At 73.5% G+C, this 24,587-nt stretch carries 24 protein-coding genes; 10 read left to right on the top strand and 14 right to left on the bottom strand.

What is annotated here, in order from left to right; genetic code table 11:
* Positions 1 to 69: 69 nt before the first annotated feature.
* The 4 genes from BMW99_RS06245 to BMW99_RS06230 form a co-directional block, all read right to left on the bottom strand.
* Positions 70 to 924 carry a Cof-type HAD-IIB family hydrolase gene (locus BMW99_RS06245; RefSeq protein ID WP_075016456.1) on the bottom strand — a complete coding sequence of 285 codons (855 nt, stop codon included), beginning with the start codon at positions 922 to 924 and terminating at the stop codon, positions 70 to 72.
* A gap of 270 nt (positions 925 to 1,194) precedes the next feature.
* Entirely contained in the window at positions 1,195 to 1,737 is a 543-nt protein-coding gene (locus tag BMW99_RS06240; protein ID WP_069465622.1) for a DUF6344 domain-containing protein, read from the bottom strand.
* Positions 1,738 to 2,000: 263 nt separating this feature from the next.
* Positions 2,001 to 2,291 carry a hypothetical protein gene (locus BMW99_RS06235; protein WP_069465522.1) on the bottom strand — a complete coding sequence of 97 codons (291 nt, stop codon included), beginning with the start codon at positions 2,289 to 2,291 and terminating at the stop codon, positions 2,001 to 2,003.
* Between the two features lie 246 nt (positions 2,292 to 2,537).
* Complete coding sequence (locus tag BMW99_RS06230; RefSeq protein ID WP_069465523.1) at positions 2,538 to 3,323, bottom strand: VOC family protein; 786 nt, start codon at positions 3,321 to 3,323, stop codon at positions 2,538 to 2,540.
* 377 nt (positions 3,324 to 3,700) lie between these two features.
* Between BMW99_RS06230 and BMW99_RS06225 the strand changes: the two genes are divergently transcribed.
* A complete protein-coding gene (locus BMW99_RS06225) occupies positions 3,701 to 4,453 on the top strand; it encodes a hypothetical protein (RefSeq protein ID WP_075016389.1) in 753 nt (250 codons plus the stop codon).
* Between the two features lie 64 nt (positions 4,454 to 4,517).
* Here the strand turns inward: BMW99_RS06225 and BMW99_RS06220 are convergent, their stop codons facing one another.
* Positions 4,518 to 5,423 (bottom strand): LLM class flavin-dependent oxidoreductase, encoded by a 906-nt coding sequence (locus BMW99_RS06220; protein WP_069463995.1) that lies wholly within the window; start codon positions 5,421 to 5,423, stop codon positions 4,518 to 4,520.
* Between the two features lie 100 nt (positions 5,424 to 5,523).
* Between BMW99_RS06220 and BMW99_RS06215 the strand changes: the two genes are divergently transcribed.
* The 3 genes from BMW99_RS06215 to BMW99_RS06205 all read left to right on the top strand — a co-directional run bounded on the left by BMW99_RS06215 (position 5,524) and on the right by BMW99_RS06205 (position 7,347).
* Positions 5,524 to 5,772 (top strand): type II toxin-antitoxin system CcdA family antitoxin, encoded by a 249-nt coding sequence (locus tag BMW99_RS06215; protein ID WP_069463996.1) that lies wholly within the window; start codon positions 5,524 to 5,526, stop codon positions 5,770 to 5,772.
* Positions 5,769 to 6,170 (top strand): PIN domain-containing protein, encoded by a 402-nt coding sequence (locus BMW99_RS06210; protein ID WP_069463997.1) that lies wholly within the window; start codon positions 5,769 to 5,771, stop codon positions 6,168 to 6,170. The genes BMW99_RS06215 and BMW99_RS06210 overlap by 4 nt, the downstream gene beginning before the upstream one ends.
* Before the next feature lie 223 nt (positions 6,171 to 6,393).
* The gene (locus tag BMW99_RS06205; RefSeq protein ID WP_177226059.1) at positions 6,394 to 7,347 is read left to right on the top strand and encodes a DUF3048 domain-containing protein; all 954 of its coding nucleotides are present in this window, start codon (positions 6,394 to 6,396) and stop codon (positions 7,345 to 7,347) included.
* Positions 7,348 to 7,379: 32 nt separating this feature from the next.
* On the opposite strand, the gene BMW99_RS06200 is transcribed toward BMW99_RS06205, so the two are convergent.
* Entirely contained in the window at positions 7,380 to 7,877 is a 498-nt protein-coding gene (locus BMW99_RS06200) for a MarR family winged helix-turn-helix transcriptional regulator (RefSeq protein ID WP_069467417.1), read from the bottom strand.
* A gap of 144 nt (positions 7,878 to 8,021) precedes the next feature.
* Between BMW99_RS06200 and BMW99_RS06195 the strand changes: the two genes are divergently transcribed.
* Positions 8,022 to 8,456, top strand: a complete 435-nt coding sequence (locus tag BMW99_RS06195) for a nitroreductase/quinone reductase family protein (protein WP_075016388.1) — start codon at positions 8,022 to 8,024, stop codon at positions 8,454 to 8,456.
* A 57-nt stretch (positions 8,457 to 8,513) separates the two neighbouring features.
* Here BMW99_RS06195 and BMW99_RS06190 read toward each other — a convergent pair whose 3' ends face one another.
* From BMW99_RS06190 to BMW99_RS06180, 3 genes are all read right to left on the bottom strand, one after another.
* Entirely contained in the window at positions 8,514 to 9,596 is a 1,083-nt protein-coding gene (locus BMW99_RS06190; protein ID WP_079175956.1) for a MerR family transcriptional regulator, read from the bottom strand.
* A gap of 28 nt (positions 9,597 to 9,624) precedes the next feature.
* Positions 9,625 to 10,521 (bottom strand): metal-dependent hydrolase, encoded by an 897-nt coding sequence (locus BMW99_RS06185; RefSeq protein WP_075016387.1) that lies wholly within the window; start codon positions 10,519 to 10,521, stop codon positions 9,625 to 9,627.
* 125 nt (positions 10,522 to 10,646) lie between these two features.
* Positions 10,647 to 12,560 carry an SDR family oxidoreductase gene (locus tag BMW99_RS06180; RefSeq protein WP_075016454.1) on the bottom strand — a complete coding sequence of 638 codons (1,914 nt, stop codon included), beginning with the start codon at positions 12,558 to 12,560 and terminating at the stop codon, positions 10,647 to 10,649.
* 266 nt (positions 12,561 to 12,826) lie between these two features.
* Here BMW99_RS06180 and BMW99_RS06175 point away from each other — a divergent pair, with 266 nt between their 5' ends.
* The 5 genes from BMW99_RS06175 (at position 12,827) to BMW99_RS06155 (ending at position 17,294) form a co-directional block, all read left to right on the top strand.
* Positions 12,827 to 13,819, top strand: coding sequence for an ABC transporter ATP-binding protein (locus BMW99_RS06175; RefSeq protein WP_075016386.1), 993 nt, complete (start codon positions 12,827 to 12,829; stop codon positions 13,817 to 13,819).
* A gap of 1 nt (position 13,820) precedes the next feature.
* Positions 13,821 to 14,744, top strand: coding sequence for an ABC transporter permease subunit (locus BMW99_RS06170; protein WP_069466926.1), 924 nt, complete (start codon positions 13,821 to 13,823; stop codon positions 14,742 to 14,744).
* Positions 14,741 to 15,658 carry an ABC transporter ATP-binding protein gene (locus BMW99_RS06165; protein ID WP_069466923.1) on the top strand — a complete coding sequence of 306 codons (918 nt, stop codon included), beginning with the start codon at positions 14,741 to 14,743 and terminating at the stop codon, positions 15,656 to 15,658. Before BMW99_RS06170 ends, BMW99_RS06165 begins: the two co-directional genes overlap by 4 nt.
* 87 nt (positions 15,659 to 15,745) lie before the next feature.
* The gene (locus BMW99_RS06160; protein WP_069466925.1) at positions 15,746 to 16,465 is read left to right on the top strand and encodes an ABC transporter permease subunit; all 720 of its coding nucleotides are present in this window, start codon (positions 15,746 to 15,748) and stop codon (positions 16,463 to 16,465) included.
* Positions 16,466 to 16,553: 88 nt separating this feature from the next.
* Positions 16,554 to 17,294, top strand: coding sequence for a rhomboid-like protein (locus tag BMW99_RS06155; protein WP_176735698.1), 741 nt, complete (start codon positions 16,554 to 16,556; stop codon positions 17,292 to 17,294).
* 4 nt (positions 17,295 to 17,298) lie between these two features.
* On the opposite strand, the gene BMW99_RS06150 is transcribed toward BMW99_RS06155, so the two are convergent.
* From BMW99_RS06150 to BMW99_RS06130, 5 genes are all read right to left on the bottom strand, one after another.
* Positions 17,299 to 18,153, bottom strand: coding sequence for an HAD family hydrolase (locus BMW99_RS06150; RefSeq protein WP_069466921.1), 855 nt, complete (start codon positions 18,151 to 18,153; stop codon positions 17,299 to 17,301).
* The gene (gene serS / locus BMW99_RS06145; RefSeq protein ID WP_075016385.1) at positions 18,150 to 19,439 is read right to left on the bottom strand and encodes a serine--tRNA ligase; all 1,290 of its coding nucleotides are present in this window, start codon (positions 19,437 to 19,439) and stop codon (positions 18,150 to 18,152) included. Before serS ends, BMW99_RS06150 begins: the two co-directional genes overlap by 4 nt.
* A 569-nt stretch (positions 19,440 to 20,008) precedes the next feature.
* Positions 20,009 to 20,938, bottom strand: coding sequence for a prephenate dehydratase (gene pheA, locus BMW99_RS06140; RefSeq protein WP_069465408.1), 930 nt, complete (start codon positions 20,936 to 20,938; stop codon positions 20,009 to 20,011).
* A gap of 110 nt (positions 20,939 to 21,048) precedes the next feature.
* Positions 21,049 to 22,416, bottom strand: coding sequence for an iron uptake transporter deferrochelatase/peroxidase subunit (efeB, locus tag BMW99_RS06135; protein WP_079175954.1), 1,368 nt, complete (start codon positions 22,414 to 22,416; stop codon positions 21,049 to 21,051).
* On the bottom strand, positions 22,413 to 24,581 hold the full coding sequence (locus BMW99_RS06130; RefSeq protein ID WP_075016384.1) for a copper resistance CopC/CopD family protein: 2,169 nt from the start codon (positions 24,579 to 24,581) through the stop codon (positions 22,413 to 22,415). The genes efeB and BMW99_RS06130 overlap by 4 nt, the downstream gene beginning before the upstream one ends.
* Positions 24,582 to 24,587 lie beyond the last annotated feature (6 nt).

Below are 24,587 nucleotides of genomic sequence, written 5' to 3'. Positions count from 1 at the left end.
GGGGCAGCGCGGGTGCCCGTGCGGGCGGCGGCGGGCCGTACGGGGCAGGCGGTCTCCGCCGCCCCGCCGTCAGGGCCGCCGTGCGGCGACGATCCGCTCGATGACCTGGGCGACGCCGTCCTCCTGGTTGGACGCCGTCATGAAGCGTGTCGCGGCCCGCACGTGCGGGTGCGCGTTGGCGACGGCGTAGGAGGTGCCCGCCCAGCTCAGCATGGCCAGGTCGTTGGGCATGTCGCCGAACGCCACGACCTCGGCGGCGGTCACCCCGCGCTCCGCGCAGCACTTGGCGAGCGTCGTCGCCTTGCTGACCCCGGCGCCGCTGATCTCGAGCAGCGCGGTCTCGCTGGAGCGGGTGATCTCGGCCTGCCGGCCGGCGACGGCCAGGGCGGTCGCGAGGAAGTCGTCGGGGTTCAGCGTCGGGTGCTTGGCCAGCATCTTCAGCACCGGCTGGTCGCGGTCCTCGGCGAGGAGGGTCTCGATGGGCGCGCAGGCGCCGGGGCCGTCCGGGTCCGGGGCCTCGTAGGCGGGCTCACGCCGGAAGACGGCGGTGCGCTCGACCGCGAACGCGGTTCCGGGCACGGCCTCGCGCAGTGCGTGCGCGACGGCGAGTGCGTCGGATTCCGGGAGCGGGAACGCCTCGATCAGTGTGCCGGCGCGCAGGTCGAAGACCGCGGCGCCGTTGCCGACGATGGCCATGCCGTGGCTGGCCAGGTGGTCGGAGACCACGCCCATCCAGCGGGCGGGACGTCCGGTGACGAAGAAGACCTCTATCCCTGCCGCCTCCGCGGCGGCGAGTGCGGCGACCGTGCGCGGCGAGACGGTCTTGTCGTCCCGCAGCAGCGTGCCGTCCAGGTCGGTGGCGATCAACCGCGGTGCGGGACCGTCGAACGACTCGTGCGGCGTCGGGCTGTCCGCGGCGGATATCGCCGCGGGGTGCTGAGTGTCAGGGTGCGGATCGGACGACTCGCTGGGGCCGGCGGGTTCGATGGCTGAGGTCACGGACCCCATCCTCCACCACTGCACCCCTGCCCCGCACAAAGGTGCGGGCCGCGGCTCACCAGAGCCGGTGCGGGCGTCCGGACCGTGCTGCCTGTCCGATGTGCCCCGTGCGTCCGGTTCCTGTAGGGCTTCCCGTGGTCCCGGAACGCCGTGGGGCGCTCACGAGGTCGCGCGCGGAAAGCGCGGCGCGAGGCGTCAGGCGCGAAGTCCGGCGGTCTCCAGCGTCCTGGCCGCGGTGCCGGATGCGGAATCCGCGGTGCCGGACGCGCCGGCCGTCGACCTCGCGGCCCTCGCCGTGTTCGCGGCCGTCGCGGGGACCGTCATCAGGCCGCCGTAGCCGTCGTCCGTGAGGAGCGTGCCGGCCGGCAGGCTGCGTCCTGCGGGGGTGGCGCCGTGCGCCTCGGCGGTGATGCGCTGCCTCATCGTGGGCGGCAGCACGCGGTCGCGGGTTTCGCGCAGCGGCTCATAGGCGCGCGGTGACGGAACGCGCCACACCTCGCGCTCGTCGTGGGCGGCCGCCGTCGGGCCGTCTCCTGGAGAGCCGGCTCCGCCCGCCGCGGGAACGGCGGCGGTCGTGGCGGTGGTGCCGCACGCGGCACCGGCGGTCTCGCCCGACCGGGCGGCGGTCGTGGTCCGTGTGCGCGTGGCGGCGGTGGTGAACCCCAGCGCGGCGATGCACTTGAGAAGGACGCTGAGCAGCGCGCCCCAGAACGTCTTGACGGTTGCGGTGGCAGCCATGACTTCCCGACCTTTCGCTTCCTCGTGATCCGGTGAACCGACTAGTCCGATCATGCGGAAGCGAGCACAGATTCCGAGGAGCCGCACCTCGAATCCGGCGATATTCACATCAACGCCACCCGAGTGGCGGAATCAGGGCCTTCACGGCACCGTTCCGGAGGGCTGCGGCACCGTTCCGCACCCGTTCTGAACCTTTCCGAACGGAGTCGGACCGATCCGAGCGGCCCTCCGGAACCCGTTGCGTCACGAGAGCGCGGCCCCCGTCACCGGCCGAGGCTCGAAAGGCCGGTGTGGAGGTCCTCGGCGTTCATCACCGGCCGCAGGCTCACCTTGGCCCCGGCGTGGAAGAACGGCTCCGCGATGGACGGCATCTGGCTGGAGTCCGTGACGTCGATGACCAGCAACGCGGTCCGCTCGCCCTCCCAGGCGGTGAAGTACGCGGCCTCGGGCTTGAGTTCCTCGATGATCCCGTCGATGGTCTTGCCCATCGTCCCGTCGGTGATGAGCTGGTTCGCGTTCTCCGTGTCCATCTTCGCTGTCAGCAGCATGCGCATGACGCTCACCTTCCCGGTGACCCGCGTCCGGCGCCTCGCGCCCGTCTGCGCACGACCGACCCCGGGCGCGTTCCCTTCAAATCTCCTCCGCGCCCGTGCGGCCCGCAACCGCGCTCGTCCCCCGGCCGCGGTCGGACGGGGCCGGGGGACGAGGGGCCTTTCGCGGGGCACGCCCGTGCGGATGGGTGCCGCGACGCCACCGGGACGTGGCCGGGCGCGGCCGGTGCCACGACGTGATCAGTGCGGCTAGCCGGCCGAGGCGAGGGCGACGACGGCGAAGATCCCGCCCTGCGGGTCCTGCAGGACGGCCATCCGGCCGACCTTCTCCATGTCGAAGGCCGGTGCGATGACGTTCCCGCCCCCGCGCACCAGCGCGTCCACGGTGCTGTCGACGTCGTCGACGGCGAAGTTGACCAGCCAGTGCGGCGGGGTGCCCTCGGGCAGGTTCTCCATGCCCTGCATCCCGCCGATGGTGCGGCCCTTGACCTGGAAGCCGATGAACTCCGGCAGTTCGGGCATCGGGCCGGAGTCCAGGCCCAGCGCGGCCTTGTAGAAGGCGCGGGCGCCGTCGCCGTCCGGGGTGGCCAGCTGGTTCCAGACCAGGGCGCCCGGCTCGTTGACGATCTGCGCGCCGCCGAAGTCCTTGGCCTGCCAGACACCGAAGACCGCGCCCTGCGGGTCGGCGGCGATCAGCATCCGCCCGATGGTGCCGACGTCGGCGACCGGGACGATCACCGTGCCGCCTGCGGCGCTGATCGCGGCCTGCGTCGCGTCGGCGTCGGCGGTCGCGAAGTAGGTGGTCCACGCGGGTGGCGGGCTGGGCTGGCCCTCCATCTTCGGGGTCTGCATGATCCCGGCGACCGCCTTGCCCTTCAGGGAGCAGGACGAGTACCCGCCGAACTCCTCGGGCCCGATCTCGCCCTGCCAGCCGAACAGGTCCCGGTAGAAGTCGAGTGCGGCCTGCTGGTTCGGGACCATCAGGTCGGTCCAGCACGGTGTGCCGGCCTCGTACGGGGTGGTGACTTCGGACATCTCGCATCTCCAAGCGGTGATCCGGATCAGGCGCCGCCGGCGGGCGTGCGCCGCCCGCTCGGCCCTGAGGTCTCTGTGCTGCGTCCCCCCGGGTCCCCTGGGTCCTTCTCCCCCTCCGGTCCTCTCCCACCTTGGCCGGGACCGCCCGATCCCGCCATCCGGCGGCGGTCGTCCGGCGGTCCCCGCGGGCCCGCCACAGAATGTGGCCGAGGAGAGGAGCGGCAATGGACGGACGAGACCGACCTGGACGAACCCGGCCCGGCAGTGACCTCCGAACGACCTGGCGGACGCGGCGGGCCGCACGGACGCCGCGGGCACCGCGCCCGCCCCGCCCACCCCGGCCGCCCCGCGCGGCCCGCCCGCCGGCGGCGCGGACGATGAACCCCACCGCCGGCTCGGCGCCCGTGCTCGCCTTCGTGATGGCCGTGGCGCTCGCGCTCGGCCTGGCCGCGGTCACTGCCGCGTGCAGCGGCGGCGCGACCGGCGTCGGCGCCACCGGGGGCGGTGCGCAACCGGGCGGCGCGGGCCGCACCTCAGGCGGCCACAAGGGTGCCACCTCGGCCGCGGCCGCCGTCCCGTCCGCCGCGGAGCTGAAGTCCGCGCTGCTGACCGAGCACGACATCGGCCTCGGCTCGGAGGTGGACCCGAAGTCCATCGGCGGCGCCTCGATCGCGGGATGCGAGCCGCTGGCCGGGACGCTGAACGCGACGATGACCGCGACGTCCGGGCCGGGGGAGCACGCCGCGTCGTCCGGGTTCGCCGGCGGCGGCACCGGCCCGTTCCTGGCCGAGGGGCTGACCTCGAAGGCGCCGAACCTGCTGGCCGCCGACTACGCGCGGACCAGCGCGGCGCTGAGGTCCTGCCGCTCGCTCACGCTGACCAGCGGCGGTACCCACCTGAAGTTCACCATGACGCCGGTGGCGTTCGGCGACTCGAAGAACACCTCCGCGGCCCGGCTGAAGGGCAGCGTGCAGGGCTTCGGGGTGAACGGCTACCTGGCGATGGAGCGGTTCGGCCCGGTCGTCCTCAGCTACTACTTCATCCAGCTCGGCGGCAGCTCGTCGCAGCTCGCCTCCACGTACTACCAGCAGGCGGTCGCCAAGGCCGGCAAGGTCCTCGCGCTCCCGTAGGCCGCGGACCCGTAGGCCGCGGACCCGGCCGGCCCGGAACGCCGGGTCCGTCCGGGTCCGGGGGTCAGGCGAGCTGCGCCGGGGCCTCGGCGGCGATCCGCTCGAACGTGGCCTGGTCGTAGGCGAAGTCCGAGTCCGGGATGGGCCAGTGCACGACCAGCTCGTCGATGCCGGCCTCCGCGTGCCGGCCCGCGAAGTCGACGAACGCGTCGACGGAGGTGAACGGGGTCGCGTAGTCCGGGGTGAAGCCGGTCAGCATCACCTTCGGCACGTCTTCCGGCCCGCGGCCGGCCTCGGTGAGCGCGGCGGAGATCCGCCGGACCTGGTCGCGGACGGCGGCGAGCGACTGCTCGGGCGTGCCGGTCTCGTACAGCGCCGGGTCGCCGGTGGTCACCCACGCCTGACCGTGGCGCGCGGCGAGCCGCATCCCGCGCGGCCCGGTGGCCGCGACCGCGAACGGCAGGCGGGGCCGCTGCACGCACCCCGGGATGTTCCGCGCCTCGTTCGCCGAGTAGTGAGTGCCCTCGGACGTCACGGCCGGTTCGGTGAGCAGCCGGTCGAGCAGGGCGGTGAACTCGGCGAAGCGGTCCGCGCGCTCCTTCGGCGACCAGGGCTCCTGCCCGAGCACCGTCGCGTCGAAGCCGGTGCCGCCGGCCCCGATCCCCAGCGTCACCCGTCCCCCGCTCACCTCGTCGAGCGTCATGAGCTCCTTCGCGAGGGTCACCGGGTGCCGGAAGTTCGGCGACGTCACCATCGTCCCCAGCCTGATCCGCCCGGTCACCCCGGCCGCGGCGGTCAGTGTCGGGATCGCCCCGTACCAGGGCCCGTCCCGGAACGGCACCCGCCACGAGAGATGGTCGTAGGTGTACGCGGCGTGGAACCCGAGTTCTTCCGCCCGTTGCCAGATCCCCCGCCCCTCGGCAGCCCAGCGGTAGATCGGCAGAATCACAGTGCTCAGACGCAGACTCATGCGCCCGAGCCTACGTTCCCGGCCCGGCCCTCCAGCCCCTCCGCACGTTCGGCGGGCGACGAGGAGGACCCCTGCGTGCATACCGCGGTATGCTCGCCGTATGGGTGAGACGACCAGGATCACGGTCACGCTGCCGACCGAGCAGGTGGCAGAGCTGAAAAAGCTCACGGACAACGTTTCCGGCTACGTGGCCGAAGCGGTCGCCCGTCAGATCAGGCACCAGTTGCTCGGGGCCGATCTCAGGAGCTACGAAGACGAGCACGGCTCTTTCAGCGAAGAGGAGTTGGCTGAGGCCCGAGCCCGTGTCGCCGGAGCGACGGAGTCCTCCGGCGGTGCGAGCGCCGCGTGAGTCAGCCCATCGAATCCGTGGTTCTGGACAGCGAGGGACTGTCCGCCTGGGTCGCCCAGGACCGCAAGGTCCTGGGCCTGCTGAAGGTGTTCCACGGGATGGGCGCTGATCTGGTCATCAGCGCGAACAGCATCGTGGAGGTCAGCCACTCCCGCGTGAACATGCCGCGGCTCCAGTGGGCATTGTCGCGGGTCAAGGTGGAGCCGGTCACCGAGGAGACCGCCAAGGAAGCTGCGCGGCTGCTCGAGGTGGCAGGCCTTCACGGTCGCAAGTACGCCATCGACGCGACCGTCGCCGAGGCCGCCCTTCGGCAGCCCGGACCCGTCGTCATCCTGACGTCGGACATCGACGACATGACCCGCCTGTGTGGACAGCGGATCGGGCTCATCGGCCTTTGACCCGGGAAACGTCAGGCCGGGCCGTGAACGCGGCCCGGCCGGCGTCGTCATCGTCCCCCGCTCGATCCGTTCGCCGACCCCGGCCGGGGCGGTCGCATCCGTCGGTTCGCAACCGGGCGGGGCTGTGCGGCGTCCTGGTGATAAAGGCGGGAATGTCCAGATTGCGCCTAGGCTCGAGGGGAGTGCGAGGCGAGGGGCGCGTGGTGGGCGAAGGAGGCCGGCGGTGGAGAAGAAGGGGAAGGTGGCGGCCGGGATCGCGGCCGTGGTGGTGCTGGTGGGCGGCGGGATCGGGATCGGGGCGATCGTCGGAGGGAGCGGTGGGGGGTCCGGGGGCGGGACGGGCGGAGTGGATCCGCTGACGGGGAAAGCGGGGGCGGCGGGGCCGCTGCTCGCGGTGAAGATCGACAACGTGGGGCCCGCTCGGCCCGCGGTCGGCCTGGCCCAGGCGGACGTCGTGTACGTCGAGCGGGTCGAGGGCGGCCTCAGCCGCTTCATCGCGGTGTACGGCGGGAAGGACAAGCCGGCGGAGATCGGGCCGGTGCGCAGCGCGCGGGAGACCGACCTGCAGGTGCTGTCGGCGTACGGCAAGCCGGCGTTCGCGTACAGCGGGGCGGTCAGCGGGTTCCTCCCGGTGCTCAAGAAGGCGGACGTGGTGAACGTGTCGCCCGCGCAGAAGCCCGGCGCGTACGTCCGCACCAGCGACCGGTCGGCGCCGCACAACCTGTTCGTCCGCACTCCCGGCCTGACCGACGGCGCCTCCACGGCCAAGGACGTCGGGTTCCGGTTCGGCGCGCTGCCGCCGGGCGGCAGCAACGCGACGGTGACCCGCGCCGCCCTGCCCGCCGCGTCCTTCCGTTTCACGTGGAACGCCTCGCCGTCGTCCTACACCGTCGTGATGGACGGCCGGGACACGGCCACGGCCCACCCCCAGAACGTGATCATCCAGCACGTCAAGGTGACGGACTCGCCGGGCGGCTTCGTGGACACCAACGGCGGCGGCCGGGTCAGCGAGCCGTTCAGCGTGACCGTCGGCTCCGGAAGCGGCACGATCCTGCGCGACGGCAAGGCGTTCCCCGTGACGTGGAGCCGCCCCGACGCCTCCTCCGGCACCACCTACACCTACCAGGGCAAGACCTTCCTGCTCCGCCCGGGCCAGACCTGGATCGTCCTCGACTGACCCGCGGGCGGCCATCGCGTCGAGGTGGTGGGTCAGTGTGGCGCCGGTTCGCCTCCGTGGCCGGCCGAGCCCGGCCACGGCGGGGTGGCGTCGTCGTCCGCGGGAGCGTCGCCGACGTTGGCCGCCAGGCGGGACAACAGGGCGTCCAGAGTGTCGCGTTCCGCGTCGCTCAGGCCGGCGTTGAGCCGCCGGTCGAAGTCCATGGCGGCGTCGCGCAGCCGCAGGAACGCCGCCTCGCCCTCCTCCGTCAGCTCGACCACGTGGACGCGGCGGTTGGCCGTGTCGCGCCTGCGCGTGACGAGGCCGCGGGCGTCCATCGCGTTGAGGTGGTGGGTCAGCGTGGCGTCGCGCACGCCGACCGCCGCGGCGAGCTCGCGCTGGTTGCCGGGGCGCCCGGTCTTGAGGTTGAGCAGGATCAGCCACACCGGGAGCGAACCGCCGGCCTGGTCGAGCGCGTCGTCGAACGCCCTGCTCACGGCTCGGGCGGTCCTGCCGAGGTGGAGGCCGGTGGGGATCCTGAGCGGTTGCATACCGGAAGGGTAGCATCGTGCATAGATGTCGAAACGTTTGACTCCTCATCATTCGATGTCTAACGTTGAAGGGTCCGCGCGGGCCCGTACGCCGTTCCCGTGCAGGCGGGGAAGCCGCCCGTCGTACCGGAGGAGGCAGCACTCATGACCGCCACGCACTATCTGCGTCCGCCGTGGGCGGCCCGGGTCATCGGCGGGCGGATGGCCCGGCTGTTCAAGCCGCGGGTCGTCAGCCTCCTGTCGGTGCCGGGAAGGACCACGGACACCTGGCGCTCGACGCCGGTGGCCGTCCTCGGCCACGAGGGTCACGAGTACCTGATGGCCGCCTACGGCGACACCGAGTGGTCGCGCAACCTGCGCGCCTCGGGCTCCGGACGGCTGACCCGCGGAGGCGCCACCGAGGAGTTCACCGCGGAGGAGGTCCCGGCCGGGGAACTGCCCGGCCTGGTCCAGGAGTACCTGCGTCAGTTCGGCACGATGCCGAACGTCACCCGCACGTTCGAGGCGCTGCCCGACCCGGCCGACCACCCGGCCTTCCGGATCACCGTCACCGGTCGCGGGCCCAGGCGACGCCCGTGAGCAGGGCCGTGCCCCTCGCCGGGGCCCACGGCTGGACCAACCCCCGGCACGGCTCGGTCACGGCCTGACGCCGAGGCCCGGGCCGGAGCCCCTGGTGCCCTCGTCCGCGCGCTGGTCGGCGTGCTCGCCGGCCAGCGCGTCCATGCGGCGTGCCGCGACCTCGCGGTCCGCCGCCGCGGCCACGAACGCGGCGAGCCGATCCGGCCCGACCAGGGCGCGCACCGCCTCGACGGTGGCCGGGGGAAGGCCGACGGGGACGGCGGGGGCGACGAGGGCGGCTGGGGCGGCTGGGACGACGGGGACGGCTGGGACGGTGTTCGGGGCCGAGCCTGCGGCGGTGGGGACCGCCGGGTCCCCGGCCGGCGCGGACGGCGAGCCGGACAGGGGCGCGGCCAGGCCCGCACCGCCGAGGTGCCGCCGGATGTGCTCGGTGGCCCGCATCCGCATCGCCCGCGCCAGCTCCGCGTCCACGGTCTGCTGGGCCAGCGGCCGCAGCCGCCGGACCAGGCCGGCCGCCTCCGCGACCTCCTCCTCGCTCGGCGGGTGGTGCAGGAAGCGCTGGAAGACGTACTCGGTGGTGAACTCCAGGAAGCGCTCCGAGATGTGCTCGACCTGCTCCCGCAACTCCCGCAGGTGGCCGGTGATCGCGGTGATCGGCACGCCCGCGGCGTGCAGTTCGACCGCGACGGCCAGCTCCTGCGGGCTCGGCACGAGGAACTCCCCGTCGCCGTCCGGCACCGGTTCCAGGACGCCGAGCTGCACCGCCTCCTCGATCGCCGCCAGGTCGGTGATCCCGTGGAACGCGGCGGTCAGCTCCTCCAGGGTCATCCGTGCCGGCTGCTCGTCGGACCACGGCCGGTCCACCTCGTCGACCAAGCCGAGGACCCCGCCGAGCCCCGTCCCGGCGTCCCACGCGGCCAGCAGCTCCTTGATGCTGGCCAGGGTGTAGCCGCGGTCCAGCAGGTCGGCGATCTGCCGCAGCCGGGCCAGGTGCGTGTCCCCGTACACGTTGGCCCGGCCCTGGCGTTCGGGCTTCGGGAGCAGCCCGCGGTCGATGTAGGCGCGGATCGTGCGGACCGTCGTGCCGCTCAGGTGCGACAGGTCCTCGATCCGGTAGCCGGGCTGCTCGCCGGTGGTCACGCCCTCACTCCTCCCTCGTCCCCGCGGGTCAGGAGGCGGTGGTGCGCCCGGCCGGCCGGCCCGCGGCCGCCTGGGCGGCCGGGGACGCCGCGAGGTACTCGACGGCCTTGCGCAGCGACCCCTCCTGGGACGGATGGTACGACCGGCGCAGGTAGCGGGGCATCGCGGCGTTCAGCGAGGCCCAGGACGGCAGCAGCCCGCGGCGTGCGGCGGCCCGGTGGTCCTTGAGGCGGTACCGGCCGCCGTCCAGCTGCGGGTCGTGGTGCAGCAGGAAGCGGGCGCCGACGATCCACAGGTAGACCAGGGCCGGCCAGGCGCACACCATGCCCTCGGCGCGGCGCAGGTAGCGCACCGCGCCCGTGCCGCCGGCGTGCTGGTACATGTCGAAGGCGACCGCCCGGTGCTCGACCTCCTCCGCGCCGTGCCAGCGCAGCAGGTCGAGCATCACCTCGTCCGTGCCGGCCTCGTCCAGCGCCGCCGCGTCCAGCACCCAGTCGCCGAGGATCGCGGTGAAGTGCTCGATCGCGGCGATCAGCGACAGCCGGAAGCGCAGCCACTCGCGGCGGGGGACGGGTATGCCCAGCGGCGGCCTCTCACCGAGGAGCACGTCGAACATCCACTCCACGTGCCGGGTGTACGCGGTGGTGTCCAGCTCCTGCTCGGCCAGGTGCTCCAGCACGTAGGCGTGCTGGACGCTGTGGGTGGCCTCCTGACCCATGAAGCCCTTGACGTCCTTGAGCAGGCGCTCGTCCGTCACCAGCGGGAGTGCCTCCTTGAACACCTTCACGAACCAGCGCTCGCCCGCCGGAAGCAGCAGGTGCAGCACGTTGATGACGTGCGTGGCGGTCGGTTCGCCGGGGATCCAGTGCAGCGGCGTCCGCTTCCAGTCGAACGACACCCGGCGCGGCTTGATCGCGTGACTCATGGATCGGCCTCCTTGCCGATGGGGGGACGAGCGGGGGGTGGGCGGGGCCATCAAGAAGCGGGCCGGTGGGGCGCCGGGGCGGTTCCGGACCGCGGCGTCCCGGCGTCGGCGCGGATCAGAGCGGGTCAGAGCGGCGGTTCGACCCGGGCGAGCGCGCGCAGCGCCCGGGGCGACAGCCGGGACAGCAGCCGGGCGCCGCGGGCCTCCGCGGTCACGGCGACCACCGCCGCGTCCTGCCGGACGGCGCGCACGATCGCCCTGGCGACCTTCTCCGGCGGGTAGTTGCGCAGCCGGTAGAGCCTGGCCGACTTGGCCCTTCGCCGCTCCTGCTCCTCCTCGCCGACCCCGGCGTGCCGGGCGCTGCGGGTGATGGGGGTGTCGACGAGGCCGGGGCATATCGCGGTCACGCCGATGCCGTGCGGCGCCAGTTCGGCCCGCAGGCACTCGCTGAGCATCAGCACCGCGGCCTTGGAGGTGCTGTACGCGGGCAGCGACTTCGAGGGCTGGAAGGCCGCGGCGGAGGCGGTGTTGACGATGTGGCCGCCCTGGCCGCGCTCGACCATCCGGCTCCCGAACGCGCGGCAGCCGTGGATGACGCCCCACAGGTTGACGTCGAGGACCCGCTTCCAGTCCTCGGCCGTGGTGTCCAGGAAGCGGCCGGCCAGGCCGATGCCCGCGTTGTTCACCACCACGTCGGGGATGCCGTGCGCCTCGGCGGTGCGGGCGGCCAGCCGCTCCATCGCCTCCCCGTCGGAGACGTCGACCACCTCGGCCCAGGCCCCGGCCGCACCTGCCGCCAGTGCCGACTCGACGGTCTCCTCGGCCCCTTCGGCGTTCCGGTCGACGGCGATTACGCGGGCACCGGCCTCGGCGAAGGCCAGGGCCGTGCAGCGGCCGATCCCGCTGGCCGCGCCGGTGACCAGCACGAGCTGCCCGGCGAACCGCTCGCGCGCGGCGGGCAGCGCCTTGCCGAGCACGCCGGTCCTCCCGGTGCCGTCCTTCCCCTTGGTCCTGCGGCCCGTCCCGGCGGTGGCGGGAGCCGGCGCTGCCCGAACCCCTGTGCCGGGCAGTGCCTGCCCCCCTTCGGCGGCGGTCGCGAACTCGGCGATCCACCGGGCCAGTTGGTCCGGCCGGGAGCGCGGTACCCAGTGCTTGGCGTCCAGGGTGCGCCGGGTCAGCTCGGGGACCCAGGCGTCGAGGTCGTCATAGAGCCGTTCGGACAGGAACGCGTCGCCGGTCGGCGTGATCAGCTGCACCGGCACGTGGGCGAAGGCGTCGTCGCGCGGACTGCCCAGCCGCTTGCGGACGTTGTCGCGGTAGAGCCAGGCGCCGTGCGCCGCGTCCTCCCCGAGGGAGGCGGTCGGATAGCCGTCGGAGGGCAGCTTCTCGACGCGGGCGAGCAGCTTGGGCCACTGCCGGCCGAGCACGCCGCGCCAGGCCAGCTCCGGCAGGACGGGCGTGTGCAGCGCGTACACGTACCAGGACTTGGCGCCCTGGCCGAGCACCTGGGCCGCGTGCCGCGGGGTCGGGCGGCGCACCCGGCGGCGGATCCAGTGGCCGAAGTGGTCGAGGCAGGGCCCGGAGATCGAGGTGAACGAGGAGATCCTGCCGGCGGTCGCGGGCACCGTCGCGAACTCCCAGCCCTGCACCGAGCCCCAGTCGTGCCCGACCAGGTGCACCGGCTCGTCCGGGCTGACGGCGTCGGCCACCGCGAGGAAGTCCTCGGTCAGCTTCTCCAGGGTGAACCCGCCGCGCAGGGGTTCGGGCGCGGCCGAACGGCCGTGCCCGCGCACGTCGTAGAGCACGACATGAAAGGCGCGGGCGGAGGGGCCGTTGCCGTTGCTGCCGCCGCTGCCGCCTTCGCCGCCGGCCAGCCGCAGGGCCACGCCGGACCAGACCTCCTTGCTGTCCGGGTAGCCGTGCAGCAGCACCACCGTGGGCAGCGACGGGTCGCCGTACTCCGCGACGCACAGCCGTACCCCGTCGGCGCCGGTCACGTACCGCTCCTCCGGCCCGCCCGGCTCCTCCGGGCCGTTCACGTCCTCCACGGTCCTCACCCGCCCTCAAGCCCCGCACGACGATGACACGGATCAATGTGACATCCGTCGATGGGAGGGTCAAGGCCCCCGGTCGGCCTGTGGAAAACCCGCCGGGCGGCCGGACCGGTCCCCGGCGCCCGGTCGACCACCCGACCTGGGCTCCTCCTCCGGGCCGGGACCCCTACGGGACGTCAGCCCGCAGGACGACGTGAAGAAGAGACTCCCGACGGATCCACGGGTGTGGCGCGGGCCACTACGGTCGTCCCGTGACTGTGATCGCTACCGAAAGCCTGAGCAAGCGGTACCCGAGGGTGACCGCTCTCGACCGGCTGACCGTGGACGTCACCCCCGGCGTGACCGGGCTGGTGGGGGCCAACGGGGCCGGCAAATCGACCCTGATCAAGATCCTGCTGGGGCTGTCCCCGGCCACCGAGGGTCGTGCACGCGTGCTCGGACTCGACGTGGCGACCGACGGCGCCGAGATCCGCGGCCTCGTCGGCTACATGCCCGAGCACGACTGCCTGCCGCCGGACGTGTCGGCGACCGAGTTCGTCGTGCACATGGCCCGGATGTCGGGGCTGCCGCCGACCGCGGCCCGTGAACGCACCGCGGACACCCTGCGGCACGTCGGCCTGTACGAGGAGCGGTACCGCCCGATGGGCGGCTACTCCACCGGCATGAAGCAGCGCGTGAAGCTGGCGCAGGCCCTGGTGCACGACCCGAAGCTGGTTCTGCTGGACGAGCCGACGAACGGCCTGGACCCGGCCGGCCGGGACGAGATGCTGGGCCTGATCCGCCGCGTCCACACCGACTTCGGCATCTCGGTGCTGGTCACCTCGCACCTGCTCGGCGAACTGGAGCGCACCAGCGACCACATCGTCGTCATCGACGGCGGGAAGCTGCTGCGGGCCTCCTCCACCAGCGAGTTCACCCAGGCCACCGCCTCGCTCGCGGTCGAGGTCACCGACCGCGAGCACGACCTGCTCGCCATGCTCGACGCGGCCGGGCTCACCGTGCAGGCCAGCGGCCACCTGCTGCTGGTCGACATCGCGGACGACGGCACCTACGACCTGGTGCGCGACGCGGTGGCCCAACTCGGCGTCGGCCTGGCCCGCATGGAGCAGCGCCGCCACCGCATCGCCGAACTGTTCACCGACGAGACCGACGAGACCGACGAGACCGACGCCGGCGACGGGGCCGGCACGACCCCGGCCGCGGCGGGAACCGCGCAGGAAGGAGACGGCCGTGACGCAGCCTGACGTGGCAGCGGTCCCGGGCCCGCCGCCCGCGGCACCCGGGGCGTCGCCCACCGACGTCATCCACAACATCGGCTACCGCGAGTACGAGGGCCCGCGCCTGGGCCGGGCCTATGCCCGCAAGTCGCTGTTCAGCCAGAGCCTGCGCGGCGCGTACGGGCTGGGCCGCAGTGCCAAGTCCAAGGTGCTGCCGATGATCCTGCTGGGCGCGATGTGCGCGCCGGCGCTGATCATGGTGGCGGTCACGGTCTTCACGCACATGACCCACCTGCCGGTCGCGTACACCCGTTACGCGGTCATCCTGCAGGCGGTCATCACCCTGTTCGTGGCGTCGCAGGCGCCGCAGTCCGTCTCGCGCGACCTGCGCTTCAAGACCACCCCGCTGTACTTCTCGCGGCCGATCGAGCGGATCGACTACGTCGCCGCGAAGTTCGCGGCGCTGGCCACCGCGCTGTTCCTGCTGACCGCGCTTCCGCTGCTCATCCTCTACGTCGGCGCGCTGCTCGCGAAGCTCGACTTCGGCGACCAGACCGCCGGGTTTGCGAAGGGCCTGGTGTCCGTCGTCCTGCTCTCCCTCCTCTTCGCCGGCATAGGGCTGGTGATCGCCGCCGTCACCCCCCGCCGCGGGTTCGGCGTGGCCGCGATCATCGCCGTGTTCGTCATCTCTTACGGTGCGGTGTCCAGCGTCCAGGGCGTCGCCGCCAGCCAGGAGAATTACGACGTCATCGGCTGGCTCGGCCTGTTCTCGCCGATCACCCTGATCGACGGCTTCCAGACCTGGTTCCTCGGCGCGCAGTCCGCGTTCCCCGAGGCGTCCGGCCCGCCGAACGCCGGGGCCGGCCTGGTGTACCTCCTGATCCTGCTCGGGGTCGTCGCGGCCTGCTTCGGGCTGCTGATGCGCCGCTACCGGAAGGTGGGCCTGTCGTGACGACGATCGGCATCGACAAGGCGTCGCGCTGGTTCGGCAACGTGGTGGCGGTCAACGACATCACCATGTCCATCGGCCCCGGCGTGACCGGGCTGCTCGGGCCCAACGGGGCCGGCAAGTCCACCCTGATCAACATGATGGCCGGGTTCCTGTCCCCGTCCACCGGCGCGGTCACCCTCGACGGGGCCGCGATCTGGCGCAACGAGCAGGCCTACCGGCAGATCGGCATCGTGCCCGAGCGGGAGTCGATGTACGACTTCCTGACCGCCCGCGAGTTCGTCGTCGCCAACGCCGAGCTGCACGGCCTGCCCGACCCGGGCGCCGCCGCCCAGCGGGCGCTGGCCACCGTCGAGATGGAGTACGCGCAGGACCGGCGCATCGAGACGTACAGCAAGGGCATGCGGCAGCGCGCCAAGATGGCGTCCGCGCTGGTCCACGACCCGTCGGTGCTGCTGCTGGACGAGCCGTTCAACGGCATGGACCCCCGCCAGCGGCTGCACCTGATGGACCTGCTCCGGCGGATGGGCGCCGAGGGCCGCACCGTGCTGTTCTCCTCCCACATCCTGGAGGAGGTCGAGCAACTCGCGCACCACATCGAGGTGGTGGTGGCGGGCCGGCACGCCGCGTCCGGCGACTTCCGCAAGATCCGCCGGCTGATGACCGACCGCCCGCACCGCTACCTGGTCCGTTCCAGCGACGACCGGCAGCTGGCGTCGGTGCTCATCGCCCACGCCTCGACGGCCGGCATCGAACTGGACTGGACGGAGAAGGCGCTGCGCATCCAGGCCGTCGACTTCGCCGCGTTCACCGAGTTCCTGCCCCGGATCGCCCGCGACCACGGCATCCGGCTCTTCACGGTCTCGCCGTCCGACGAGTCCCTGGAGAGCGTCTTCTCCTACCTGGTCACGGCGTAAGGAGCCGCGCGCATGTCCACCACCGCTGCCGGCCCCGCCGGAGTGCACACCCCGAACCCGCCGGCCCTGGCGCCGGTCCAGGCCGGGATCTACCACGCGACCGTCGGCCGGCTCACCTACCGCGCCCTGCTGGGGCGCCGCCGCGCCCTGCTGCTGCTCGCGCTGCCGCTGCTGCTGCTGGTCATCGTCAGCGCGGTCCGCGCGCTCGCCGGCCAGGACGACACGACCACCGCCAACCTGCTGCAGGGCTTCGCGCTCAGCGCGATGGTGCCGCTGATCGGCGTGATCGCCGGCACCGGCGCCATCGGGCCGGAGATCGACGACGGCTCGATCGTCTACCTGCTGGCCAAGCCGATCAAGCGCGCCACCATCATCAGCACCAAGCTGCTGGTGGCCATGGCCGTGAGCATCGCGTTCTGCGCGATCCCGACGCTGCTCGCCGGATTCGTGCTCAACGGCAACGGGCAGCGCCTCGCGGTGGCGTTCGCCGTCGCCGCGGCCGTCGCCTCCGTCGCCTACTCCGCGATCTTCCTGATGCTGGGCGTCATCACCCGGCACGCGGTGGTCGTCGGGCTGGTCTACGCGCTGGTGTGGGAGGGCGTCATCGGCAACGTGGTGCCCGGCGCCCGCACCCTGAGCGTCCAGCAGTGGTCGCTGGCGGTCGCCCAGCACCTGAGCGCCGGCTCGGCGGTCACCTCCGACGTGTCGCTGACCACCGGAGTGGTGCTGCTGGTGCTGGTCACCGCGGCGGCCACCTGGTTCGCGGTGCGCAAACTGGCCACGCTCAAGCTCGCCGGGGAGGAGTGAGCGCGGCCCACGTTCACCCGGACGGCGGCAGTGGGCCCGGGGGTGTGCTCACCCAGCGGGCTCACAGGCCGCCGGTTAAGACTGAGGCGTGGCCCCAGAAGTCCAGGAGACCTCCCCGCCCCCGCCGGGCCGTGTGTTCCCCCGGGCCGCCGCGCTGCGGCGCCGCGTCACCGCCCGCGGAGCGCTCCGTGCCGTCGCCGGCTGGGTCCGTTCGGCGCCCGGCACCCATGTGTGGCTGCTGGTCCTCGCCGTCACCACCTCGATAGCCGCGGGCCTGTCCCCGCGCCTGCGCCTGTACCTGCTGCACCACGTCAGCACCAACCTCGTCGAACTGCACACTCACCCGGTCCGCGTACTGGTCGCCAGCGCGTTCTGGATCGAGACGCCGTCCGGGCTGCTGTTCTACGCCGCCCTGTTCGAGCTGGTGCACGCGACCGCGGAACGCTGGCTCGGGACCGCGCGGTGGCTGTTCGTCGCCACCCTCGCCCATGTCGGGGCCACCCTGGTCAGCCAGAAGGCGGTGTTCTTCGGGATCCGCCACGACCATCTGCCGCGCTCGCTCGCGGACACCATCGACATCGGGGTCAGCTACGGGCTGGCCGGCGTGGTGGGCGTGCTCGCCTACCGGGTGCCGCGGCCCTGGCGCTGGCTCTACCTGCTGGGCGTGCTGGGGTTCTTCACCTCCCAGCTGCTGCGGAAGGGCTCGTTCACCGACCTCGGCCATCTGACGGCGGTCCTGATCGGGCTGTGCTGCCACGCGGTGACCTCGCCGCTGCCCTCCCGCCGGCCGGCCCGGGGCGAGGCCGCCCGCGTGAAACGGTCCGGCTGACGGGTCAGGCCACCGCGCCGAAGACCCGCTCCAGCACGACCGCGATGCCGTCCTCGTCGTTGGACAGCGTGACCTCGTCCGCGACCGCCTTCAGGTCGGGGTGCGCGTTGGCCATGGCCACGCCGTACCCGGCCCAGGCGAACATCGGTACGTCGTTGGGCATGTCGCCGAAGGCGATGGTCTCGGCGGCCGTCACACCCAGGCGGCGCGCCGCCAGGGACAGGCCGGTGGCCTTGGTCAGGCCCAGCGGCAGCAGCTCGACGATGCCCTCGCCCGCCATCGTCACGCCCACCAGGTCGCCGGCCGCGGCCTGCGCGGCGCGCGCCAGGCCGTCGTCGCCCAGCCCGCGGTGCTGGATGTAGATCTTGTTGATCGGCTCGGCCCACAGCTCGGTGGTGTCGGCCATGTGGATGACCGGCAGCTCGGGGTGGTAGACGTACCCCTCGCCGACGAGCACCTCGCCGCTCAGGCCGTCCCGGCTGGCGGCTATCGCGACCGGGCCGACCTCGGCCTCGATCTTGGCCAGCGCCAGCCCGGCCAGCTGCCGGTCCAGCGTCACCGACGTCAGCAGGCGGTGCGCGCCCGCGTCGTAGACCTGCGCGCCCTGACCGCACACGGCCAGCCCCCGGTACCCCAGGTCGTCCAGCACGTGCCGGGTCCACGGGACCGAGCGGCCGGTGACGATGAGGTGCGCGGCGCCCGCCGCCGTCACGGCGGCGAGCGCGTCACGCGAGGACCGCGACACGGTGTTGTCGCTGCGCAGCAGCGTGCCGTCGAGGTCGGTGGCGACCAGCCGGTACGGCAGCGGGCGGCCGGACGCGGCGGGCCGCCCGGCGGCGGACCCGGTGGGGGCGCTCACTTGGCCGCGGCGGCGGCGAGCGGCTCCAGGACCTCGCGGCCCCCGAGGTACGGCCGCAGGACCTCCGGCACCCGGACCGAGCCGTCGGCCTGCTGGTGGTTCTCCAGCAGCGCCACGATCGTCCGGGTCACCGCGCACAGCGTGCCGTTCAGCGTCGCCAGCGGGCGGGTGCCGCCGGTGTCCCGGACCCGGACGCTGAGGCGCCGGGCCTGGAAGGAGTCGGTGTTGGAGGTCGACGTCAGCTCGCGGTACTTGCCCTGCGTGGGGATCCACGCCTCGCAGTCGAACTTCCGCGACGCGGACGCGCCCAGGTCGCCGGAGGCCAGCTCGATCACCTGGAACGGCAGTTCCAGGGAGCTGAGCCACTGCTTCTCCCAGGCCAGCAGCCGCTGGTGCTCGGCCTCGGCCTCCTCCGGCGTGGTGAAGACGAACATCTCCACCTTGTCGAACTGGTGCACCCGGAAGATGCCGCGGGTGTCCTTGCCGTACGAACCGGCCTCGCGCCGGTAGCAGGACGAGAAGCCGGCGTAGCGCAGCGGCAGCCGGTTCGCCTCGAGGATCTCGTCCATGTGGTAGGCGGCCAGCGGGACCTCGGAGGTGCCGACCAGGTAGAGGTCGTCCTTCTCCAGCCGGTACACGTCGTCCTCGACCTGGCCGAGGTAGCCGGTGCCGGCCATCGCTGCGGGCTTGACCAGGTTGGGGGTGAGCATCGGCGTGAAGCCGGCCGCGGTGGCCTGCGCCATGGCCGCGTTGACCAGCGCGAGCTCCAGGAGCGCGCCGACGCCGGTGAGGTAGTAGAAGCGCGAGCCGGAGACCTTGGCGCCGCGCTCGGTGTCGATGGCGCCGAGCAGCTCGCCGAGCTCCAGGTGGTCGCGCGGGGCGAACCCCTCGGCGGCGAAGTCGCGGGGGGTGCCGTGCTGCTCCAGGACGACGAAGTCCTCCTCACCGCCGACCGGCGCGTCCGGGTGGACGATGTTGCCGATCTGCAGGAGCAGCCGCTGGGCCTCGTCGGCGGCCTCCTGCTGCTCGGTGTCGGCGGCCTTGACCGCGTCGGCGAGCTCCTTGGTGCGCCGCAGCAGCTCGGCCTTCTCCTCGCCCTGCGCCTTGGGGATCAGCTTCCCCAGCTGCTTCTGCTCGGCGCGCAGCTGGTCGAAGCGGGTACCGGAGGTCCTGCGCCGCTCGTCGGCGGCGAGGAGGGAGTCGACGAGCGCGACGTCCTCTCCACGGGCGCGCTGCGACGCGCGCACACGGTCGGGGTCCTCACGAAGCAGGCGAAGGTCAATCACGGCTACAGGCTACCGGCGCGAGGGCCCCGGACGCGACAACTTAGGGGCGTAATGCGATCTTTGTCCGCTTTGCCGGGTAAAGCGAAAAACGCCCGGAAATGACCATGAAAAATCCCTGGTCAACCCACTTCGGCCGGTCCCTCCCCCGGGGCATCCGGCTTGTGGAGAACCGGAGTTGATCAAGCCGGACGGGGACCCTGGGGCCGGAGTTATCCACAGGCTGCGGAAGACTTTCCGCACCTTGTCCACAGGGTGTGGGGAAGATCTGTGGAGAAGTGCGGAGATCATTTCCCCGGGCCGGTGTTCGGCTATGGATTCCCCGCCCAAACGCGGCTCACACTCTCTTTGGAGTGAGAACTGTTCCCTCGCAAGGATTGCCCGAGAGAATTGGGCTGACACGGGATGACCTGCACCGCTCTGGTGCTGGATGGTGCCTGTGTACCTATTTGTCGACTTGGTCCGAGTCTCGTGTCGACTTGTCCGCACGTTACCCACAGGCAGCCGGATGGGCCTGTGGATAACTCCGTGGACAGCGGTGGACACGGGTGGACAGCCGCTGCCGGCGCCCGTCAGCCGCGGCCGTCGAGCGTGCGGTTCAGCCAGTCCGAGGCGCCGGTGAACTCCACGTCCGTCGCCCCGCGGCCCACCTTCGGCGCCACCTCGTCGGCCCGGGGATACGAACCAAGAAATCTTACATTCAGACAGCGGCGCTTCAGACCCATCAGCGTCTCGCCGACCCGCCGGTCGGTCAGGTGGCCTTCGGCGTCCACCGAGAAGCAGTACCGGCCCAGGCCCTCGCCGGTCGGCCGGGACTCGATCCGCATCAGGTTCACCCCGCGGATCGCGAACTCCTGCAGCAGGTCCAGCAGCGCACCGGGGTGGTCGTCGCGCAGCCAGAAGACCGCCGACGTCTTGTCCGCGCCGGTCGGGGCCGCCAGCCGGGCGGGCTTGCCCACGAGCACGAAGCGCGTGGTCGCGTTGGCCGCGTCGTGGATGTCGGTGGCCAGCGGCTCCAGACCGTACGTCGGCGCCGCGAACTCGCCTGCGAACGCCCCGTCGAACCGCCCCTCCTGCACCAGCCGCGCGCCGTCCGCGTTGGACGCGGCCGACTCCCACAGCGCCTCCGGCAGGTGCTCGGCCTTCCAGTTGCGCACCTGCGCCTGGGCGGCCGGATGCCCCGTCACCGTCTTCACGTCCGCCAGCGCCGTACCCGGCCTGACCAGGAGCGCGAACGCGATCGGCAGCAGCACCTCGCGGTAGATCATCAGCGGCTCGCCGAACGCCAGCTCGTCCAGGGTGGCCGTGATGCCGCCCTCGACGGAGTTCTCGATCGGCACGAGCGCGCCGCCCGCGTCGCCCCTGCGCACCGCGTCGAGCGCGGCGGGCACGGACACCATCGGCACCAGCTCGCGCGTGGCGGCCTCCGGCAGCGTACGCAGCGCTGCTTCGGTGAACGTGCCCTCAGGACCGAGATAGGTGTAGCGACTCGCCGGCGACATACCGTCAGCCTAACGGCCGCGGACCGCCCGCCACCCCGCAACCGGGACGCCCGCACCCGTTCCGGCGGGCCTCCCTCGACCGCGCCACGACCCCGCCCCGGCCCCGTCCGTCACCCTTCCAGCAGCGACTGCCCCACGTACTCGCCCGGTCCCGCGCCGCCCGGCACGGCGAAGAGGCCGCTCGCCTCGTGGCGGAGGAAACGCGACAGGCCGTCGGCCCCGTCGAGCTTGCGCTGGACGGGGACGAAGCCGCGCATCGGGTCGGCCTGCCAGGCGATGAACAGCAGCCCGGCGTCGGGCGTGCCGTCGGTGCCGATCCCGTCGTGGAACGAGAACGCCCGCCGCAGCATGGCGGCACCGCTGTTGCTCGCCGCCGCCGCCACCCGGATGTGCGCGTCGCCCGCGATCGCGAGCGCGCCGTCGGCGCCGATCCGCTCCAGGTCCACCGGGGTCGTCCCGGTGCCGCCGGACAGCGGGGCGCCGTCGGACTTGCGGCGCCCGATCACCTTCTCCTGGCGCGCCACCGGCAGGTGGTCCCAGGAGTCCAGCAGCATCCGGATCCGCCGGACCACCGCGTACGAACCGCCCGCCATCCACGCGGGCGACGTCCCGGTGCCGCCCCCACCGGCGGCGGAAGCCGCGGCCGAGGCGGCGGACCCGGCCGCCGGCACGAAGACCGTGCGGGCGAAGTCCGGCTCCGACGGCTTCGGGTTGTTCGTGCCGTCGATCTGCCCCATCAGGTTGCGCGCCGTCCTGGGCCGCGCGGTCGCGCCCGGGGTGCGGTTGAAGCCGTTCATCTGCCAGCGCACCGCCGCGGTGCCCGCCGCGGCCCGCTGCACCACGCGCAGCGCGTGGAAGGCGACCAGCGCGTCGTCCGCCCCGATCTGGACCCACAGGTCGCCGTTGCTGCGCCGCGGGTCCAGCGCGTCGGCGGGGAAGTCCGGCAGCGGCGCGAGCGCCTCCGGCAGCCGCGCGGTCAGGCCGGTGCGCGCGAAGAAGGTGCGGCCGAACCCGAAGGTGACGGTCAGCGAGGACGGTCCCGCGTCGTCGGCGACCTGGTCGTCGTAGACCGCGGGGGTGCCGGGACGGCCCGGGCGCGTCATCTCCCGCACCGCGTCGGACCAGCGCCGCAGCAGCGCGGCGGCGGCGCCGCGGCCGGCTCCCGGCGCCAGGTCGAACGCGACGAGGTGCCCGCGGGCCTGCGCCGGCTCCACGATGCCCGCCTGGTGGGCGCCCTCGAACGGGATGTGCGCGGCGCCCACCGAGGCCAGGGCGGCCGGCCGGTCCTCGGCCGCCGCCGCGATCCCGGCGCCGGCCGCGCCGCCGGCCACCAGGCCCGCGGCGCCGGCCGCACCCGCCGTGCCGAGCAGCCGCCGCCGGCTGAACCCGGCACCGGCGCCCGGCACTCCGGGGCCGGACGCGCCACCCGGCCTCGCGTCGCCGGCGGTGCGCGGCGTGCCGTCGTCGAGCGTGCTCATGATCCGACCTTCACGTTCCTCGTCTCGGTCACCTCGTCGATGTCGGACGTGCGGACCGTCAGCGCCATCTGCCAGGTCCCGGCGAGCGGCAACTGGACCTTGGTGGCCACGTAGTGGCCAGCGCCCAGGCGCACCAGCGGCACCTGGATCGGGCCGAGGCGCTGGGCGGGGAGCGTGAACGCCAGGCGCACCTCGGGCACGTCGGCCGGCAGGCCGCCCGCGGCCGTCAGCTCCAGGTGGATCTCGTTCGGCACGCCCGCCCGCCCGGGCGCCAGGCTGAACGCGGCCGTGCCGCCGCCCTTGGGGCCGCCCGTGTCGTACGGGACCGACAGCGCCACCTCGCCCGGCACGGCGGCCGACGCCGCCGACGGTACGGGCGGCGCCACGGCCAGGCCCTTCTGCTCCTCCGCGGCCCGGCCCGGCTGCGAACCGGACAGGATCGTGGTCACCGTGAGAAGCACGACGGCGATGCCCGCCTCCACCAGCACCGAGCGGCGCAGTGCGCCGCGTGCCGGGTCGGACTCCTGGGCCTTCCGCGCCTGCGCGGCGCTGCGAGCCGCCTGCTGGCGGCGCAACTGGGCCGCCCGCCGGGGGTCGACGCCCTCGGGCAGCCCGGCGCCGGCGCCTTCGTCCGCGCCGTCGGCGTCGCGGCCGTCCCCGCCGGCCGTCGCGGTCGCCGTCGCGGCGCCCGCCGTGTCACCGGCGGCGGCCTCGCCCGCGGCCCCTTCCACGGCCTCGGCCCCGGCGGCGGCCTTCACCGCACCCTTGTCCGTGGCCGTCCCTGAGCCCGCCTGAGTCCCCGCCTGCACCCCCGCCTGCGCGACGACCTTCGCCGCGCCCTTGCCGGCGGCGGCCGCACTCCCACTCGCCGGCGCCGAAGCCGCCGTCGCTGTCGCCGAAGCCGCCGTCGTCCGGCCGAGCGCGTGCGTCCAGCGCCGCGAGAACCAGGCGACGCCCACCAGCCCGCACACCAGCGCGATCTTGATCAGCAGCAGCCGGCCGTACGAGGTGTCGGTGAACGCCCGCCACGTGCCGATCTGCCGCCACGCCTGGTACGTGCCCGTGGCCACGAGCAGGGTGATCGCGGTCAGCGCGAGCGCGGAGAAGCGGCGCACGGCGAACGCCGGCACCGCGGTTCTGGCCAGCGACGGCGCCCACAGCGCGACGAGCAGCGTGACGAGACCGCCGAGCCATACGGCCATCGACAGCAGGTGGACGACGTCGACGGGCATCGCCAGGCGCCGCTGGATGCCGACCGAGGCGTGCTCGGCCATCGCCCAGGTCGCCGCGATGCCCACCGCGACGACGCTGCCGCCGATCCCCAGGCCCCAGGCCAGGTCGGCGCGTTCCTCGGGGTCCTCGCGCTTGGCGTAGCTGCCGAACAGCACCGCGAGGAACACCGCGGCCGCCGCGAGCAGCAGCAGCCGCGACAGCAGGGCCGCGCCCGGCCGGGTCTCCAGCGAGTCGCGCATCACGCCCACGTCGAACGCGCGGCCGAGCCCGCCGCCGTCGGCGTACGGGCCGCGGAGCATGATCAGCGCGATCGTCGCCGCGACCAGTGCCGCCCAGCCGCCGGCCACCAGGCGCTGCAGCGGCCGGCGCAGCGCGCCGCGCGGCCAGCACACCGCGAGGAACACCGAGCCGCCGACGAGCAGCGCGAACCCGAAGTAGGCGACGTACCGGGCGATCCCGTAGAGCGTGGCGGCCGCCCCGCCGCCGACCGCCGAGACGCCCGACAGGTCGACGGAGGTCCGGGAGGCCGTCCCGATCGAGAACGTGAACGCGCCCGCGACGGGGTGGCTGTCCTGCGAGATCGCCCGCCACGCCACGGTGTACGTGCCGTCGCCGAGCCCGGGGCGCAGGGCGACGGTCGCCGTGGACCCGGAGTCGGCGACGTCCGCGTGGCCCGGCGTGCCCGTCGCGACGTTCGTGCCGCGCGGGTCGAGCACCCGCAGCGAGTCGGCGGACAGCAGCACCCCCTCGGAGAAGGTGAGCACCACGCGCTGCGGCGCCGTGGCCACCACCGACCCGGACGCGGGGTCGGTGCCGATCAGTGCCGCGTGCGCGGACGCGGGCACGGCGGTGCCGAGCAGCAGGGCCAGCACCGCCACCGCGAGGGCGGCGAACCGGGCGGCGGAGGAGCGCACGTACGACCGTGGGTTCATCGGCTC

Origin of the sequence: Actinacidiphila rubida (assembly GCF_900110255.1) — a bacterium.
GTDB classification, from domain to species: Bacteria; Actinomycetota; Actinomycetes; order Streptomycetales; family Streptomycetaceae; genus Actinacidiphila; species Actinacidiphila rubida.
The sequence above is the reverse complement of the archived record's forward strand: the minus strand, read 5'-3'. Positions and strand labels throughout refer to the sequence as shown.